General features: G+C 71.3%; 13 protein-coding genes. 8 read left to right on the forward strand and 5 right to left on the reverse strand.

What is annotated here, in order from left to right; translation table 11 throughout:
* Positions 1–80 precede the first annotated feature (80 nt).
* Positions 81–1481, forward strand: a complete 1401-nt coding sequence (locus tag ACIBUY_RS22330) for an MFS transporter (RefSeq protein ID WP_365564188.1) — start codon at positions 81–83, stop codon at positions 1479–1481.
* 54 nt (positions 1482–1535) lie between these two features.
* Here ACIBUY_RS22330 and ACIBUY_RS22335 read toward each other — a convergent pair whose 3' ends face one another.
* The 3 genes from ACIBUY_RS22335 to ACIBUY_RS22345 form a co-directional block, all read right to left on the reverse strand.
* Positions 1536–3179: an ankyrin repeat domain-containing protein gene (locus tag ACIBUY_RS22335; protein WP_399153419.1), complete on the reverse strand. Its 1644-nt coding sequence runs from the start codon at positions 3177–3179 to the stop codon at positions 1536–1538.
* Positions 3180–3277: 98 nt separating this feature from the next.
* On the reverse strand, positions 3278–4183 hold the full coding sequence (locus ACIBUY_RS22340; protein WP_399153420.1) for a hypothetical protein: 906 nt from the start codon (positions 4181–4183) through the stop codon (positions 3278–3280).
* A 302-nt stretch (positions 4184–4485) separates the two neighbouring features.
* The gene (locus ACIBUY_RS22345) at positions 4486–6231 is read right to left on the reverse strand and encodes a beta-galactosidase (RefSeq protein ID WP_399153421.1); all 1746 of its coding nucleotides are present in this window, start codon (positions 6229–6231) and stop codon (positions 4486–4488) included.
* Positions 6232–6353: 122 nt separating this feature from the next.
* On the opposite strand from ACIBUY_RS22345, the gene ACIBUY_RS22350 reads away from it, so the two are divergent.
* Complete coding sequence (locus tag ACIBUY_RS22350) at positions 6354–7241, forward strand: helix-turn-helix domain-containing protein (RefSeq protein WP_399153422.1); 888 nt, start codon at positions 6354–6356, stop codon at positions 7239–7241.
* 6 nt (positions 7242–7247) lie between these two features.
* Positions 7248–7580, forward strand: a complete 333-nt coding sequence (locus ACIBUY_RS22355; RefSeq protein WP_365564175.1) for a chorismate mutase — start codon at positions 7248–7250, stop codon at positions 7578–7580.
* A gap of 9 nt (positions 7581–7589) precedes the next feature.
* On the opposite strand, the gene ACIBUY_RS22360 is transcribed toward ACIBUY_RS22355, so the two are convergent.
* Positions 7590–7745, reverse strand: a complete 156-nt coding sequence (locus tag ACIBUY_RS22360) for a hypothetical protein (protein WP_365564173.1) — start codon at positions 7743–7745, stop codon at positions 7590–7592.
* Positions 7746–7870: 125 nt separating this feature from the next.
* On the opposite strand from ACIBUY_RS22360, the gene pepN reads away from it, so the two are divergent.
* The 3 genes from pepN (at position 7871) to ACIBUY_RS22375 (ending at position 13718) form a co-directional block, all read left to right on the forward strand.
* Positions 7871–10390 (forward strand): aminopeptidase N, encoded by a 2520-nt coding sequence (gene pepN / locus ACIBUY_RS22365; RefSeq protein WP_399153423.1) that lies wholly within the window; start codon positions 7871–7873, stop codon positions 10388–10390.
* A gap of 503 nt (positions 10391–10893) precedes the next feature.
* On the forward strand, positions 10894–12279 hold the full coding sequence (locus ACIBUY_RS22370) for an aminotransferase class V-fold PLP-dependent enzyme (RefSeq protein ID WP_365564165.1): 1386 nt from the start codon (positions 10894–10896) through the stop codon (positions 12277–12279).
* Positions 12276–13718: a lysine N(6)-hydroxylase/L-ornithine N(5)-oxygenase family protein gene (locus tag ACIBUY_RS22375; protein WP_399153424.1), complete on the forward strand. Its 1443-nt coding sequence runs from the start codon at positions 12276–12278 to the stop codon at positions 13716–13718. The genes ACIBUY_RS22370 and ACIBUY_RS22375 overlap by 4 nt, the downstream gene beginning before the upstream one ends.
* 15 nt (positions 13719–13733) lie before the next feature.
* Here the strand turns inward: ACIBUY_RS22375 and ACIBUY_RS22380 are convergent, their stop codons facing one another.
* Positions 13734–15539 (reverse strand): bifunctional metallophosphatase/5'-nucleotidase, encoded by a 1806-nt coding sequence (locus tag ACIBUY_RS22380; protein WP_399153425.1) that lies wholly within the window; start codon positions 15537–15539, stop codon positions 13734–13736.
* Positions 15540–15734: 195 nt separating this feature from the next.
* Here ACIBUY_RS22380 and ACIBUY_RS22385 point away from each other — a divergent pair, with 195 nt between their 5' ends.
* A complete protein-coding gene (locus ACIBUY_RS22385) occupies positions 15735–16448 on the forward strand; it encodes an SIMPL domain-containing protein (protein ID WP_365564157.1) in 714 nt (237 codons plus the stop codon).
* Positions 16449–16600: 152 nt separating this feature from the next.
* Positions 16601–18037, forward strand: a complete 1437-nt coding sequence (gene pyk, locus ACIBUY_RS22390; RefSeq protein ID WP_365564155.1) for a pyruvate kinase — start codon at positions 16601–16603, stop codon at positions 18035–18037.
* The last annotated feature ends 65 nt before the right edge of the window (positions 18038–18102 follow it).

Here is an 18102-nt window from a genome sequence, read left to right on the forward strand (position 1 = left end):
GAAAGAAAGGGTTGCGATCACGGAGGGCTCGGTGCAACTATTTCGTTAGGTCGAACGAAATAAATCCACCGGGAGTCCCCATGCCGAACCCTCGCCGTTGGGCCGCCGCCGTCGTGATGATGGTCGCGGCACTGATGGACCTCCTCGACGTGACCATCGTGAACGTCGCCATGCCGTCCATCGGACGCGATCTGGGCGCCTCCGAAAGCGCCCTGCAGTGGCTCGTCTCCGCGTACCTGCTCGGCTTCGCCGCCACGCTCATCGTCTCCGGACACCTCGGGGACCGCTTCGGGCGACGGGGGCTCTTCCTCGCCGGGACCGCGGGCTTCGGGGTCGCGAGCCTGGCGTGCGGGATCGCCCGGACGCCGGAGCAGCTGATCGCCGCACGTGCCGTGCAGGGCGTCATGGCGGCCGTGCTCGTGCCGCAGGTCATCGGCTCGTTCCGCACGATGTTCCAGGGCAAGGAGCGCGGCGCCGCCTTCGGGATGTACGGGGCCGTCGCCGGCTTCGCCTCCGCGATCGGCCTGGTGCTCGGCGGACTGCTCACCGACGCCGACCTGTTCGGCCTCGGCTGGCGGTCGGTGTTCCTCGTCAACGTGCCCGTGGCCCTCGCCACCTTCGTCGCCGGACACGTCCTGGTGCCCGCCACCCGCGAACACTCCGGCCGCCGCCCCGACGTCGCCGGCAGCGTCGTCCTGGCCGCAGGTCTCGTCGCCATCGTGCTGCCGCTCGTCCAGGGGCAGAGCAACGGCTGGCCGCTGTGGGGCTGGATCTGCCTCGCCGCCGGAGTGCTCGCCGTCGTCGGACTCGGCCTGTTCGAGGCCCGCAGGCACGACCCGCGGACCGTGCCGCTGCTGCCCGCCAAGGCGTTCCGGCTGCCCGCCTTCTCCGTCGGCGTCGTCGTCCAACTCCTGTTCTCCATCGGCATGCAGGGGTTCTTCCTGGTCTTCGCGTTCTGGCTGCAGGGCGGCCAGCACTACACGCCGCTGCAGGCCGGCGTCGTCTGCCTCGCCTTCTCCGCGGGCAGCTTCCTGACCGCCCCCGCCGCCGACGGCCTGGCCGTGCGCTTCGGGCGGCTCGTGCTCGGCGCGGGCGCTCTGCTCATGGCAGGCGGGTTCGGCTGGATCTGGTACGCCGCCGCGCACTCCGCCGCCGTGCACACCGGGGCCTGGGCGCTGGTGCCAGGCCTGGTGATCGCCGGAGCCGGACTCGGCTTCCTCGTCGTCCCGTTGGTCAACGTGGTCCTGTCCGCCGTCCCCGCCGAACTCGCCGGCGGCGCCTCCGGCATCTTCTCCACCGCCCAGCAGTTCGGCGGCGCGCTCGGCGCCGCGCTCGTCGGCACCGTCTTCTTCCGCCACCTCTCCCAGGGCTTCACCGACGCCCTGGCCACCGCGATGCCGTGGGTGACCGCCGGGTGCGTGCTCTGCGCCCTGCTGTGCACGGCGCTGCCGCGCACAGCGGTGGCGGCCCCTGAGGGGTGACCCCGCCGAGCCCGTCTTCGTACGCCCTCCCGGCCCGCCGCCGGGAGGGCGCTGTCATGCACGGCGCGGCAGGGTCCACTCCAGCCTGTTCCTGATCCGTACGTCGTCGAAGGCGCGGGCGGCGTCCTGGGCCACTTCCCGCGCGTAGTCCCCCGGCGGCAGCTGGGCCAGCAGCCGCGCCAACGGGTCCACGGCCCGCACGTCCTGCCGCAGCGCGAGCCCACGGGCCGCCTCCGCCGCGATGTCGGTCCGCGGGTCGTCCAGCAGGGCGGTCAGCGTCTCGCGGACCTCGTCCGTGTCCGCGCCCGACCCGGCGAGCCCCGCCGCCGCCCACGTGCGCACGTCCGGGTCGGCATCCCGCGCGAGGGCGGTCAGCGCGGCGACGGCCTCCGGGTGGCCGCCGGGGGCGTGGGTGTGCAGGGCCAGGGCCACGGATCGGCGTACGGCGGGGGAGGGGTGGGCGGCGTGCGCGGCGATCTCCGGCACGGCGGCGGGGGTGCGGTGGTGGCCCAACGCGTTGATGAAGGCGGCGAGTTCGGCCTCCTGCGACGCGGTCGCGTCGTTGCCGGTTTCCGGTTCGTGCGCGGGTGCTGCGCCGTCGTGGCTGGTCGCGCCCCGCGGCGCAGCCGCTGATCGAGACGGACCCGCGCCCCCGGCCGGGCCGGAACGGAGTTTTGCGGACCTGAGGCCGGCGCGGAGTACGGGAAACGTGCGGCGCTCGAACGGCCGTGACCCGTCAGGTCCTGGCACCCCCAACTGCCCCAGTACGTCCGCCCCGAAGGCCCGCCGCAGCGGATCCCGGTCCGCGCACCACGCCGCCGCCGCGCGGAACGTCCCGTCGTCGCCCCGGCGCCTGAGCACCTCCATCGCCTCCACCCAGTCGTCGTTGCCGGGATCGCCGCAGGCCACCGCCCGGTCCGCCAGTTCGCCGGGCGGCGTCGCGATGCCGAGGGCGGACTCCAGGAGCGTGGCGATCGCGGCGTGGCCCGTCTGCTGCTCGGCTCCCGAGGCGGGACGCCCCGACGCGTCCAGGAGCTGCACGGCCACCGTGACCCCGCCGTCCTCCACGAACCGCTCCGTCACCGCCTCCCGGCCCACCCCGTCGACCGTCGACCCGACGACCTGGGTCCGCAACACCTCGGCCACCTCCACCCCGCGCCACCGCCGCGCCTCGACCAGCGCCTCCCGAAGCCCGGTCGCGCCGTGCTCGAGCAGCGCCCGCACACAGCCGGTCGACCCGCGCCGCGCGGCCGCCACCAGCGGCAACTCGCCCTTCGCGCCCGGCAGTCGAGGATCCGCCCCACCGTCGAGCAGCGCCCGCACCACCGCCTCGCGGCCCAGCTGCACCGCCCACGTGAGCGCCCGGAACCCCAACTCCTCGACGGCGTCCGCCCGCGCACCCGCCGCCAGCAGCGCCCGCACCACCTCCTCGTGCCCGGCGCACGCCGCCCCGCACAGCGGCAGGTCCGTGCCCTCGCTCAGCCGGTCCGGATCCGCCCCCGCGGCGAGCAGCAGCCGTACGATCCCGGGCTCGTCGCACATCGCCGCCCGGTACAGCACGCTCTCCCCCGACCCGGTGCACACGTCCCCCGGCACCCCGGCCCGCAACAACCGCACCACCGCGTCCTCGTCGCCGCCGAGCACCGCCTCGTACAGCGCGGAGACGGCGGGGACATCGGGCCTCACCTCGTCGTTCATGCCTCGACCCTCACCCCGTGGGCGCCCGAACGCAAAGCATTTCGGTGCACACACTCCCCAGAGCGAGAAGCCGAGTCCGGGTGCGGTCCGCCCGCGCCCTACGTGTCGCACTCCAGCACCGTGCGGCACAGCCCGCACCGCGCCCGCACCCGGCCGCGGACCGGCACCCGGATCCGCTGGTGGCACGTCGGGCACGGGAACGACACCCGCAGCCCCGACCGGCCCTGCGGCCCCTCCGTCGAGAACGCGTAGGGACCCGCCGGTGCCGGCCCGTTCGGGCCGTGGTCCTGCGCGTAGCGGCGGTCCTTCGCGTACCGGCGGCGGCCCGCCCAGCCCGCCGCCGTCAGCGGCGGCTGCTGCTCGTCGCGCCGCGCCTGCGCCAGACCCTTCGTGTACGCCGTGTACGCCTGCGCACTGGTGAACCACGTCTCCGGCGCCTCGCCGAACGCCAACGACCGCTTCGCCAGGACGTACCCGAACTCCTCCGGCGTCAGATAGCCGAGCTTCTGCGACGACGCCGCGTCCTCCCGGTACGCGTCCAACAGCAGCCAGCCCGCGCCCAGATACGTCGCGGCGGTGTCCGTGAGGATCTCGTTGTCCCGCGTCCCCGGGAACGACAGGCCGAGGCGGTGCAGATAGACGTGCATCACCTCGTGCGCAAGGGCCGCGCCGATGTCCCGCCGATGCGAGCGGAACCGGTCGTTCAGCTCGATGAAGTACTCCGGCCCCGCCGCCAGTTCGACACTCGCCGCGTGCTCCATCTCCCGGAACCCGACGATCATCCGCGCGTCCGGCAGGTGATAGTGCCGCACCAGCTCGTGCGCCACCCGCTGCGCCCCCAGATGCAGATCGTCCCCGTCGCCGAAGGCCACGTCGGCCGGGGCGACACTCGCCGCGAACGCGTGCACGGTGTCGTACGAGAGGCGCTTGTACAGCGCGGTGATCGCCGCGCGCACGGTCTCCAGATGCGGATAGCCATGCACCACCGGTCCGCCGTTCCCCACGCGCGCACCCCCTGGGACGGCCGGGCCGTGTCCCTCCGGGGCCCGCCCCCGGACCCGGCGCCTCCAGGGTACGGCCGCCCGCCGCCCGCGCCAGACCCCCTCCCGCGCCCAACTCCCGCCGCCCGCACCCTTCTTGAGCGCCTGCGACCGCGGCGCGGTCGTCATCGACCGGTTCACCGTGACCGAGCCCGACCGGTCCCACCACACACCGGTCCCACCACACACGGGTCCCACCACATACCGGTCCCACCACGCCAAGAGAGGCCGGTCCCGCGACCCGGGACCGGCCCCTCGCGCACGTCTCAGCGCAGCCGCACCCGCGGCTCACCCGCCCGGTCCGTCTCCAGCACCCACACCTCGTTCACGCCCTCCCGCAGCACGGGCCCGGGCACGTACAGCGACTGCTGCGGCCCCACCGACCAGTACCGGCCCAGACAGAACCCGTTCACCCACACGAACCCGCGCCCCCAGCCCGCGAGTTCCAGCGAGGCGTCCCCCGGCCCCGACACCTCGAACGAGCCCCGGTACAGACCCCGTGCCCCGTCACCCGCCGCGCCCGACGGCAGCCCCGCCACCGCATCCGGCGCGAACGCGTCAAGGCGCAGCCCCCGCGCCCGCACCCCGTGCAGAAACTGCCGCTCGTGCAGCAGCCCGCCCGTGATCCCCTTCGACTCGCCCGTCCGCGGCCCGTAGTTGACCCGGCCGAGCGACTCCACCCACAGCTCCACGCGCGCGTGCCCCGCAACCGGCGCCTCCAGGACCGGCTCCTCCTCCGTGAGCACCCCGGCCCGCTCCCCGTCCACGTACACGATCGCCACGTCCCGCAGCCCGGCCGCCCGCAGCGGATACGCCTGCCGCGGCCCCGGCACCGTCACCGCGTACCGGACCAGACCGCGATCCACGTCAAGCTCCTCGAACGACGGCGCCGTCGCATGCTCCGACTCGGGACCGCCCAGCGCCTCGAGGACCCCCTCCAGCGGCGTGAACGCGCCCAGCTCCGCCGTGACCGGGCCCGCGAGCACCGCCGGCGCCTCGGGCACCTCAGGCAGCGGACCCTCCGCGTACCGGCCGAGGACCTCCCGGAACAACCAGAACTTCTCGGTGGGCCGGCCGAACTCGTCGATCGGCGCGTCATAGTCGTAGGACGTCACATCGGGCTCCAGCGGCCCGTCGTGCAGGGCGCCACCACCCCGGTTCGCCCCCGCCCAGCCCCCGAAACTCGTCCCGCCGTGCGCCATGTACAGATTCACCGAAGCGCCGCACTCCAGGATCTCCTCCAGCGCCCGCGCCGCATCCCCCGGATCCCGCACGACATGGTCGGCGCCCCAGTGGTCGAACCACCCGCACCAGAACTCCATGCACATCAGCGGCCCCTTGGGGCGGTGCCTACGAAGCGTCGCGAAGCCCTCGCGCGCGTGGGAGCCGAAATTCGCCGTCGCCAACACACCCGGCACCGAGCCGCCCGTCAGCATGTGGTCCTCGGGCCCGTCCGAGGTGAACAGCGGCACTGTCACACCGAGTTCGACAAGAAGGTCGGCAAGAGCACGCAAGTAGAGGTGGTCCGAGCCGTAACTGCCGTACTCGTTCTCCACCTGCACCATGATCACCGGGCCGCCCCGGTCCACCTGCCGCTCCGTGACCTGCGGCAACAACGCCCCGAACCAGCGCTCCACAGCGGCGAAGTACTCCGCGTCACGCGTCCGGATCCGCGCACCGACCCGGCCCGTCAGCCAGTGCGGCAGCCCACCGTTCTCCCACTCCGCGCAAATGTAGGGACCCGGCCGCACGATCACCCACAGGCCCGCCTCCTGCGCCGCGTCCAGGAACCGCCCCACCGCCGCCACGTCGTGCACCTCACCGGGACGCGGCTCGTGCAGATTCCACGGGACGTACGTCTCCACACAGTTCAGGCCCATCGCCCGCAGCATCCGCAACCGGTGCGCCCACTGCTCCTCGTGCACCCGGAAGTAGTGCAAGGCCCCCGACAGCAGCCGCACCGGCCTGCCGTCCACCTCGAAGTCGTCCTCGCCCACCCTGAACTCGGCCATTGGGTCCCTCTCGCTGATGTACCGGCCGCCACCATCACCTCTGGCGGGCGACAGGGTCCATGGACAAAGATCGGCTGATGTTGGACGGGGACGCCCGCACGAACCACCACGGGAGGGGACACATGTCCACGTACCACACCTGGATGCGGTACTTCACACCCAGCCCGGTCCACCACCGCCTCGGCCTCGTCTGCCTCGGCGTCGGACTCCAGCACGGCCTGCTGCCCACCGTCGGACCCCGCACCCTCGACCACCACGTCGCCGTCGTCGTCACCGCGGGCGGCGGCTGGTTCCAGGACGCCGAAGGACGCCGCACCAAAGTCACCGCACCCGCCCTGATCTGGCTCACCCCCGGCCGCCCCCACCACTACGGAGCCGACCCCGAAACCGGCTGGGACGAGTGCTTCGTCGACTTCACCGGGCCCGCCACCGCCACCTACACCGAACTCGGCTACATCGAACCCGACCGCCCCCTCGTCCCCCTCTCCGACGCCGCCCAGGCCCGCGCCGCCGTCGGCCGCATCGCCCGCGCCGCCCGCCGCGGAAACCCCCTCCTGGAAGTCGAGACCGGCGCCGCCGTCCACGAACTCCTCGTCGCCCTGCGCCGCGCCCGCGCCGACATGGCCCCCGACGGCGACCCCGTCCTCCAGGCCCTCGCCCGCGACGCCTTCCAGCCCCTGTCCGTCGCCGAACACGCCGCCCGCCACGGCATGACCCCCGCCGAACTGCGCACCGCCGTCCGCCGCGGCGCAGGCATGAGCCCCAAGGACTACCTCCTCGGCATCCGCCTCGGCCGCGCCAAGGAACTCCTCGCCGCCACCGAACTGCCCGTCGCCGCCGTCGCCCGCCGCGTCGGCTACGACGACCCCGCCTACTTCTCCCGCCTGTTCACCCGCCGCGTCGGCACCGCCCCCGTCCGCTTCCGCGAACAACAGGGCCGCGCCGTCCCCGGCGGCTGGTCCGACAAGATCCCCGACCCCGACGACCCGCCCATGCTCCACGTAGGCTGATCCGCCATGACCACCAGCACGCCCTCAGACCAGCCGGCCGTCGACCCGGAGGTCCGCGCCGAACTCGGCCGCCTGCGCGACAGCATCGACAACATCGACGCCGCCGTCGTCCACATGCTCGCCGAACGCTTCAAATGCACCCAGCAGGTCGGCCACCTCAAGGCCCACCACGCCCTGCCCCCGGCCGACCCCGCGCGCGAGGCCCGCCAGATCGAGCGCCTGCGCCAACTCGCGGAGAACGCCAAGCTCGACCCGGCCTTCGCGGAGAAGTTCCTGAACTTCATCATCTCCGAGGTCATCCGCCACCACGAGCAGATCGCCGAGAACACCAAGAAGTGACCCGGGGGCTCAACCCCCGAACATCTTGCGGTGGTTCTCACCCATGACCCACACGAACGCCACCATCATGACGACGAAGGCCGGCACCAGCAGCACCACCACCGAACCACAGCCCCACAGGACCATCCGCCCCGCGGAGCGCCGCCGACGCGGCACATTCGTCACCCGCGACATCCCGGGGCGCCGCCCGCTCCACCCGCCCGTGCCCACGCCTCCCCACCGAGGCCGCCACGCTTCGTGGCCCCGGACCACTCTGTCCCACTGTCAGTGCCATCAGGCAGCATGACCCCATGCCCGTACTGACGCGCGACGAAGCGCAGACCCGAGCCCGGCTCATCGACGTCGAGCGGTACACGGTCGACCTCGACCTGACCACCGGCGCCGACACCTTCGACTCCCGCACCGCGATCCGGTTCACCGCCCACACCCCGGGCGACACCTTCGTCGAGCTCAAGCCCGCCACACTGCGCTCCGCCACCCTCGACGGGCAGCCCCTGGACCTCACGGGCCCCGCCGCCCTCGACGACAACCGGCTGCCGCTGACCGGCCTCACCGCCGGCCCGCACGAACTGCGCGTCGACGCCGTCATGCACTACTCGCACACCGGCGAGGGCATGCACCGCTTCACCGACCCCACCGACGGCGAGACGTACGTCTACACGCAGCTGTTCATGGACGACGTCCAGCGCGTCTTCGCCGCCTTCGACCAGCCCGACCTGAAGGCCCGCTTCGACCTCACGGTCACCGCACCCGACGGCTGGACCGTCCTCGCCAACAGCGTCACCGAGCACCTGGGGGAGGGCCGCTGGCAGGCCGCCACCACCCCCCTCCTGTCGACCTACCTGGTCGCCGTCGCCGCAGGCCCCTGGCACTCCGTCCGCACCGAACACCGCGGCCTGCCCTTCGGCCTGCACTGCCGCCGCTCCCTCGCGCCCCACCTCGACGCCGACGCCGACGAGATCCTCGACGCCACGCGCGCGTGCTTCGACCGCTACCACGAGAAGTTCACCGAGCCCTACCCCTTCGACTCCTACGACCAGGCGTTCGTCCCCGAGTTCAACGCCGGAGCGATGGAGAACCCCGGACTCGTCACCTTCCGCGACGAGTTCGTCTACCGCTCCGCCGTCACCGACACCGAGCGCCAGACCCGCGCCATGGTCATCGCCCACGAGATGGCCCACATGTGGTTCGGCGACCTCGTCACCCTCCAGTGGTGGGACGACATCTGGCTGAACGAGTCGTTCGCCGAGTACATGGGCTACCAGACCCTCACCGAAGCCACCGCGTACACCGACACCTGGGTCGACTTCGGCATCGCCCGCAAGGCCTGGGGCTACGACGCCGACCAGCGGCCCTCCACCCACCCCGTCGCCCCCGAGGCCGTCCCCGACACCGCCTCCGCACTCCTCAACTTCGACGGGATCTCCTACGCCAAGGGCGCCTCCGCCCTGCGCCAACTCGTCGCCTGGCTCGGCGAGAAGGACTTCCTCACGGGCATCAACACCCACTTCCAGCGCCACAAGTTCGCCAACGCCACCCTCGCCGACTTCATCGACAACCTGGCCGCCGGGTCCCTGGCAGCCTCCGGCACCGGCCGCGACGTCCACGCCTGGGCCGACACCTGGCTCCGCACGACCGGCGTCGACACCCTCACCGCCCGGGTCACCCAGGCCGACGACAGCTGGACCCTCGCCGTCGACCAGCAGGGCAGCCGCCCCCACCGCATCGCCGTCGCCCTCTACGACCGCGACCCTGCCGACCGCCGCGCCTTCGTCCTGCGCGAACGCATCGACCTCGACGTACCCGGCGAGCCGCTCGTGTTCCACGGCCCCCGCCCCGCCCTGATCGTCCCCAACGACCAGGACCTCACCTACGCCAAGATCCGCCTCGACCCCGCGTCCGAGGAAGCGGCCCTGCGCGGCATCTCCGGCGTCCCCGACCCCCTCACCCGCGCCGTCCTGTGGAACACGCTGCGCGACATGGTCCGCGACGGCGAACTCGAGCCCGCCGCCTACCTGGAGACCGTCGGCGCCCACCTCGCCGAGGAGAGCGACCTCGCCCTCGTCCAGGGCGTCCTCGACTTCGCCCACACCCAGGTCGCCGACCGCTACAGCACCCCCGCCGAGCGCCCCGCCGCCCTCACCCTCCTCACCACCCTGTGCGAGGACCTCCTGCGCCGCACCGAGGACGGCAGCAACGCAGGGCTGCGCCTGACCGCCGTCCGCCACCTCATCGACGCCGCCCAGTACGCCGACGTCATCCGCGGCTGGTACGACAGCGGCAGCGTCCCCGGCGGCCCCGAGCTCGACCCCGAACTGCGCTGGCGCATCCTCGGCCGGATGAGCGTCCTCGGCGCCGTCGACGACGCCGTCATCGACGCCGAACTCGCCCACGACCCCAGCGCCACCGGCCAGGAAGGCGCCGCCCGCTGCCACGCCGCCCGGCCCGACCCGCAGGCCAAAGCAGCCGCCTGGGACGCCCTGTTCACCGCCGACCCCGACCAGGAACTGTCCAACTACCTGTTCACCGCCACCGCCCAGGGCTTCTGGCAGCCCGAACAGAGCGACCTGCTGCGCGGCTACGTAGCGCGCTACTTCACCGAAGCCACCACCCTCGCCACCCGCCGCGGCCCCGCCCTCGCCGCAGCCGCCGGACGGTACGCGTTCCCCGTGTACGCCATCGACCCCGACACCCTCCGCCTCGGCGAACAGTGCCTCACCGAAGGCACCCCCACCCCGGCCCTGCACCGCAAACTCGCCGACCAACTCGACGACCTGGCACGCGCGTTGAAGGTCAGGTCGGGCCAATAGACCTGGGCCCCACGCCTTAGGGCGCAGGCCCGCGCCCCCGACCTGCGCTCGACCGGGTCGGGGGCGCACGGGCCGCTCTGATCAGTTGTGCACCAGCACCACAGCACCACAGCACCACGGCACCGCCGAACGCCTCCTCCGTGACGCGGGCCCCACCCGCACCTTCCTGCGACCCGGCGCCTTCGCCATCAACTCCCTGCAATGGGCCGACCGGATCCGTAGCGGCGCCGACACCGTCCGCGGCCCGTTCGCGACATCACCGGCACCCCGTCCGCACCTTCACCCGCCGGGCAGCCGCCGACTACGTCCAGGACGCCCAGGACTTCCAGGACGCCCAGGGCTTCCGGGCATAACCACCCCAGCGGCCCTATACACCACCAACACGCTTTCCCCGCACAGCAGTACCCCTTTCGGGTTTCCTTCCCGCATATACCGACGGCCCGCCTCCGACAGGGCCAAAACTGGTGCACCACAGCCCCGCCACGCACCAGAAGGACCCGCGCATGAGCACGCTGCCGCCCCTCGCCGGAGGCACTCAAGGCCCCGACGCCCTGCGGCCGTTGCTCGCCACCGTCCTCGACGCGCTCCACGAGGGGGCCGCCCGCCGCGGCGGCCCCCTCCCGGCCGGCGGTCCCGACGCCGTCGCTGCCCAACTCCGCGACCGCACCGGCGAGTTGCTGCCCGAGCACGGCACGGGCCCCGACGACGCCCTGCACCGCCTCGTCACCGCCCTCGCCGAAGGCGCCGCCGACCCCGCAGACCCGCTGTGCGCCGCCCACCTGCACTGCCCGCCGCTCGCCGTCGCCACCGCCGCCGACCTCGCCGCGAGCGCCCTCAACCCCTCCATGGACTCCTGGGACCAGGCCCCCGCCGCCTCCGCCCTCGAAGACCTCGTCACCCGCACCCTCGCCCGCGAGGCCTACCCGGACGCGCCCCGCCCCGACGCCCTCGTCACCACCGGCGGCACCGAAGCCAACCAGCTCGCCGTCCTCCTCGCCCGCGAGACCAGCCGCCACCCCGCCCCCGTCCAACTCCTCGTCGGGGCAGGCGCCCACCACAGCCTCGCCCGCGCCACCTGGCTCCTCGGCCTGCCCGACCCCCTCACCGTGCCCGCCCCCACCGGCACCCTCGACCCCGCCGCCCTCGACGAAGCCCTCACCGACCTGCCAGGGCCCAAACTCGTCGCCGCCACCGCGGGCACCACCGACGCCGGACTCATCGACCCCCTCCCCGAGATCGCCGACGTCTGCGAACGGCACGGCGCCCGCCTCCACATCGACGCCGCCTACGGAGCGGGCCTCCTCTTCTCCACCCGCCACCGCGCACGACTCGAAGGCCTCACCCGCGCCCACACCGTCACCCTCGACCTGCACAAACTCGGCTGGCAGCCCGTCGCCGCCGGCCTCCTCGCCGTACGCGACCGAGCCGACACCGACGCCCTCGGCCACCAGGCCGACTACCTCAACGCCGACGACGACACCGAAGCAGGCCTGCCCGACCTCCTCGGCCGCTCCCTGCGCACCACCCGCCGCCCCGACATCCTCAAGATCGCCGTCACCCTCAAAGCACTCGGCCGCACCGGACTCGCCGCCCTCACCGACCAGGTCATCGCCCTCGCCCACCACCTGGCCGGACTCATCGACGCACACCCCGACTTCGAGCTGTACGACACCCCCACCCTGTCCACCGTCCTGTTCCGGCCCACCGGCGCCACCGACGAGCGCGTCGCCGCCATCCGCCGCAGCCTGCTCACCGAAGGCCGCGCCGTCCTCGGCCGCGCCCGCATGGACGGAACGCTGTACCTGAAGGCCACCCTGCTCAACCCCCACACCCAACCCGGCGACCTCGAAGCCCTCCTGAAACTGGTGGAAGGACACACCCCCCGATGACAGCCGCGCCCGCCCCGCACCCCGCCCCACAGCAGTCCGAAGCACCCCGCGACCTCGTCGGCATCGGCATCGGCCCCTTCAACCTCTCCCTCGCCGCCCTCGCCCACCCCCTCACCGAACTCGACACCGCCTTCTACGAACAGCGCCCCGCCTTCCACTGGCACCCGGGGCTGCTCATCGACGGCGCCACCCTCCAAGTCCCCTTCCTCGCCGACCTGGTGACCCTCGCCGACCCGGCCAGCCCCTGGACGTTCCTCAACTACCTCAAGACCCGCGAGCGCCTCTTCCCCTTCTACTTCGCCGAGCGCTTCCACATCCAGCGCGCCGAATACGACGCCTACTGCCGCTGGGTCAGCGAGAACCTCCCCGGCCTCCACTTCGGACACCAGGTCGACGCGGTCCGCTGGAACCCCGAACGCGCCCTGTTCGAAGTCGACTTCACCCAGCTCGACGCCGACGGCGAAGCCGAAGCCCTCGGCCGCACCTACACCAAGAACGTCGCCATCGGAGTCGGCACCGAGCCCTACGTCCCCGAACCCCTCAAACCCCTCGCGGACGCCCCCACCGTCCCCGTCATCCACTCCGCCGACTACCTCGACAACCGCCAACTCCTCCTCGCCGCCGAGCACATCACCGTCATCGGCAGCGGCCAGTCCGGCGCCGAGATCTTCCTCGACCTCCTCAAGCACCGCCCCGCAGGCCGCGAAAAACTCCACTGGCTCGCCCGCACCGAAGCCTTCGCCCCCATGGAGTACAGCAAGCTCGGCCTCGAACACTTCACCCCCGACTACACCCACTACTTCCACGGGCTCCCCGAAGCCGAGCGCGACCACCTCGTCCCCGCCCAATGGCAGCTCCACAAAGGCATCGACGCCGACACCATCGCCGCCATCCACGACGAGCTCTACCAGCGCACCCTCACCGGCGGCTGGCCCGACGCCACCCTCACCCCCGGCGTCAGCGTCCGCACCGCGGGCCGCGTCGCCACCACCAAGGTCGAACTCCACCTCGAACACCGCCGCCAGGGCACCCGCTCCCGCCTCACCACCGACGCCGTCGTCCTCGCCACCGGCTACCGGGAACGCCCCCTCGGCCGCATGCTCGCCGGCCTCGACCCCTACATCCGCCGCGACAGCGCCGAACGCCCCCGCATCGACCAACAGTTCCGCCTCGTCCTCGACGACTCCGTCAGCAGCACCGGAGGCGCGGTCTACGTCCAGAACGCCGAACGCCACACCCACGGCGTCGGCGCCCCCGACCTCGGCCTCGCCGCCTGGCGCAGCGCCACCATCCTCAACACCCTGACGGGCAAGGACCCCTACCCCCAGCCGCAGCGGACCGCCTTCACCACGTTCGGCCTCACCGGACACGAAAACCGCGCCCCCCGGCCCGGACAACAGGCAGGGGAGCGCGGCACCATGGTCAAACTCCAGGGCTAGCAGCCCACGAGCGAGCTAGAACACCGGCGTCCCGTCCCGCGTCAACTTCCAGTCCACCGAAGCGAAATCGGCCGGGTCGAGGACGCCCTTCGCCGTCACCCACTCCGCGATCCGCGTCCGGATCTCCGTCGACTCAGCCCACAGCTCCTGCGCCGTCGCCACACCCGGGAACGCGCCACCACCGTTCGCCCGGTAGTTGTTCACCGCGAACACGAACTGCGCCGCGTCATCCAGATCCGCACCGTTGAACTTCAGGTTCTTGATCCGCGAACCCGCCGCCTGCGCGATGTCGATGTCGTACGAAACACCCGACACGTAGTCGTAGTTGTAGTCCGGCCGGTTCCCCGCGTTCGTGATCTTGTCGACGTCCACCACCGCACCCGCCGCCGTCTGCACGAAGTACTCCGCCGAGAACTCCAGGTACGCCCGCACCTGCGCACCCGTCATCAACTTCGCCACCAGCGTGTTGTCGTACACGTACAGGCTCGACAGATCCCGGATCGTCACGTCACCCGCCGGAATCTCCGACGTGCGCGAGAACGGCGACGCCTGCGAAAGCACCGGCAGCGACGCGTACTGCGTCGACTTCAGCGCCTCCGTCACCACATCCGCCTGCACCTTGTTGATCAGGTCGATGATCGGCGCGTCCTTGTAGCGCGCGTCGACCGTCGTCAGCGTCGTCGTCGCCCGGCCCACCACCTGGTTCACGTACTTCACGACCAGCGCGTGCTCGTCCTGCAGCAGCTTGGTGATCTTCGGGTCGTCCGCCACCGAAGCCGAGTTCAGCAGCTTCGACGACACCGACGCCACCGACCAGCGGCCCTTGTCCCACTCCAGCTCGAAGTCGAACAGCGCAAGCCGCTCCGCGTAACACAGCGGCTCCGCCAGCACGACCGACTTCCCGGTCTCCTCGTTCGTCACCAGCTGCTGCTCGATCTCCACGTGCGCATGCCCGACGAGGATCGCGTCGATCCCCGGCACGGACTTCGCCACGTTCGCCGCCGCGTTCTCCACGTACGGCAGCTGGTCACCCCACGACGACGTGCCCGACGCACCCGTGTGCGCCGACACGATCACCACGTCCGCACCCATCGACTTCAACTTCGGCACCCACAGCGCCGCCTGCTCCTCGATCCCGGGGAACTTCAGCACACCCTGCACGTACGCCTTGTCCCAGATCGCGATGCCCGGATTCGTCAGCCCCAGGATCGCCACCTTCACGTCCCTGCCGTGCGGCGTCCGCAGCTTCTTGATCACGTACGGCCTGAAGGCGGGCTTCTCCGTCTTCGCGTCCACCGCGTTCGCACCGAGCAGCGGGAACTTCAGCTGCGACTCGAACTTGCGCAGCGTGTCGATGCCGTAGTTGAACTCGTGGTTGCCCAGCGCCGCCGCGTCGTACCCGATCGCGTTCATCGCCTGCGCCATCGGGTGCACCGGACCGTTCGCCGCCGTGATCGGGTCCACGCGCGCGAAGTAGTACGTCAACGGAGTGCCCTGGATCGTGTCGCCCGCGTCGATCAGCAGCGTGTTGTGCCGGCCCTTCTCCTCGCGCACCTGCTGCACCAGCGTCGAGATCCGCGAAAGACCCTGCGCGTTGCCCGCCGCGTCCTTGTACTCGGCGTCCTTGTAGTAGTCCCAGTTGAAGACGTGACCGTGCAGGTCCGTCGTGCCCATCACCGTGAAGGAGTACCGCTTCTTCTTCTTGGGCTTGTGCGCAGCGGTCGCCGCCTCGGCCGACGGCGCCACCACCGCACCGGTCAGCGCGACACCGGCACCGGTCGCGGCGGACTTGCCCAGAAAGGACCTGCGGTTCAACGGCATGGAAAGGCTCCTGATCTGCATCTGCCTGATCTACCTGATCTACCTGAACTGTGGGACGTTCGTACGATCACGCACCCTGGTAACGCGCGTAGATACTGGCCAGATTCTGGCCCAGGCACCCCAACCCGCAACAGCCCCAACAGGTTTCGATCTGGTGACCTGCCATCGAACCCAGACCATGCCAAAGTGGGACCCATGACCCACGACGGACAGAACCCGAGCACCCCCTACGGAACCCCCGAGCACCCCCGCCTCGCCGTCACCGGCGAAGCCCACCTCGAAGCCGACCCCGAACTCGCCCGCATCGGCATCACCGTCACCGCCCGCGGCACCGACCGCCGCACCGCCCTCGACGACCTCACCCGCCGCAACACCACCGTCCTCGACCTCGTCAAAACCTACGGAGAAGCCGTCGAAAAGATCGAGACCGGCGCCTTCTCCATCACCCCCGAATTCACCAAACACGGCCGCGGCGAACGCATCCGCACCTACCAGGGCAGCGTCCACATCAGCGCCGAACTCACCGACTTCACCGCCCTCGGCGAACTCACCACCCGCCTCGCCGACCTCGACCTCACCCGCGTCGACGGCCCCTGGTGGTCCCTGCGCCCCACCTCACCCGTGCACGCCGCCGCCCGCCGCCAAGCCGTCCACGAAGCCGTCCAGCGCGCCCGCGAATACGCCGACGCCCTCGGCACCGGCCTCGCCGCCCTCGTCGAACTCGCCGACATCGGCGCCGAAGGGCCCAGCGCCCGATTCGACCGGGCCATGGCCCCCATGTCCAAGGCCGCCGCTTTCGCAGGCGGCATCGACGACTCCGAGGCCCCCGCCCTCGACCTCGAACCCGAACGCCAACACGTCTACGCCTCCGTCAACGCCCGCTTCACCCTTCACCCGCCCACCCTGTAACCACCAGCAAACATCCCCGGATTGCTCATCCGAGCACCGCTCCGCGCAAATTCAAAACATAACGACGCTTGTCAATAACCCTTCATGCAAAGGTTGTTGAGTAGTCACGCTCGGCCAATTCTCTACCCACCGGTAGGGCCTAGGCTCGAACCATGCGCCGAGCAAAGATCGTCTGTACTTTGGGCCCCGCCACCGACTCGTACGAGCAGATCAAGGCACTCGTAGAAGCCGGAATGGACGTAGCCCGCTTCAACCTCAGCCACGGCACCTACGCCGAACACGAGGAGCGCTACCAGCGCGTGCGAAAGGCCTCCGACGAGACCGGCCGCAGCGTCGGCGTCCTCGCCGACCTTCAAGGCCCGAAGATCCGACTCGGCCGCTTCAGCGAAGGACCCGTACTCCTTGAACGCGGCGACGAGTTCACCATCTCCGTCGAAGACGGCATCCAGGGCGACCGCCAGTGCTGCGGCACCACCTACGCCGGACTCGCCGCCGACGTCACCACCGGCGAACGCATCCTCGTCGACGACGGAAAAGTCAGCCTCGAAGTCACCGGAGTCGACGGCCCCTGCGTCCACACCAAAGTCGTCGAAGGCGGCATGGTCTCCGACCACAAGGGCCTCAACCTCCCCGGCGTAGCCGTCTCCGTCCCCGCCCTCTCCGAAAAGGACGAAGCAGACCTCCGCTGGGCCCTGCGCATCGGCGCCGACGTCATCGCCCTCTCCTTCGTCCGCAGCGGCCGCGACATCGAAGACGTCCACCGCATCATGAACGAAGAAGGCCGCCGCCTCCCCGTCATCGCCAAGGTCGAAAAACCCCAAGCGGTCGACAACATCGAGGACATCGTCGCCGCATTCGACGGCATCATGGTCGCCCGCGGCGACCTCGGCGTCGAAATGCCCCTCGAACAAGTCCCGATCGTCCAAAAGCGCGCCATCAAACTCGCCAAGCGCAACGCCAAACCCGTCATCGTCGCCACCCAGATGCTCGACTCGATGATCGACAACTCCCGCCCGACGAGGGCAGAGGCGAGCGACGTCGCCAACGCCGTCATCGACGGCACGGACGCCGTCATGCTCTCCGGCGAGACCAGCGTCGGCAAATACCCCATCGAGACGGTCAAGACGATGAGCCGCATCGTCGAAGCGGCAGAGGAAGACATCCTCGCCAAAGGCCTCCCGCCCCTCACCGAACGCAACAAGCCCCGCACCCAAGGCGGCGCCGTCGCCCGCGCCGCAGCGGAAATGGGCGACTTCCTCGGCGCCAAATTCCTCGTCGCCTTCACCCAGTCCGGAGACACCGTCAAGCGCCTGTCCCGCTACCGCTCACCGATCCCGCTCCTGGCCTTCACCCCGGACTCGGCCACCCGCTCCCAACTCAACCTCACCTGGGGCGTGGAGACCTTCCTCGGCCCCCACGTCGACTCCACCGACGCCATGGTCGCCCAGGTCGACGAACAACTCCTGAAGATCGGCCGCTGCGCCAAGGGCGACATCGTCGTCATCACCGCCGGCTCCCCGCCCGGAGTCTCCGGCTCGACGAACATGGTCCGCGTCCACCACATCGGCGAGGACGACAGCCCCAAGTAGCCCGCGCATATACGCAATTGGGGCCGCACCCCATCGGCTCGGGTGCGGCCCCCGCCTGATTCCTC

The sequence above is a fragment of the Streptomyces sp. NPDC050085 genome (genome assembly GCF_044460595.1).
Lineage (GTDB): Bacteria > Actinomycetota > Actinomycetes > Streptomycetales > Streptomycetaceae > Streptomyces.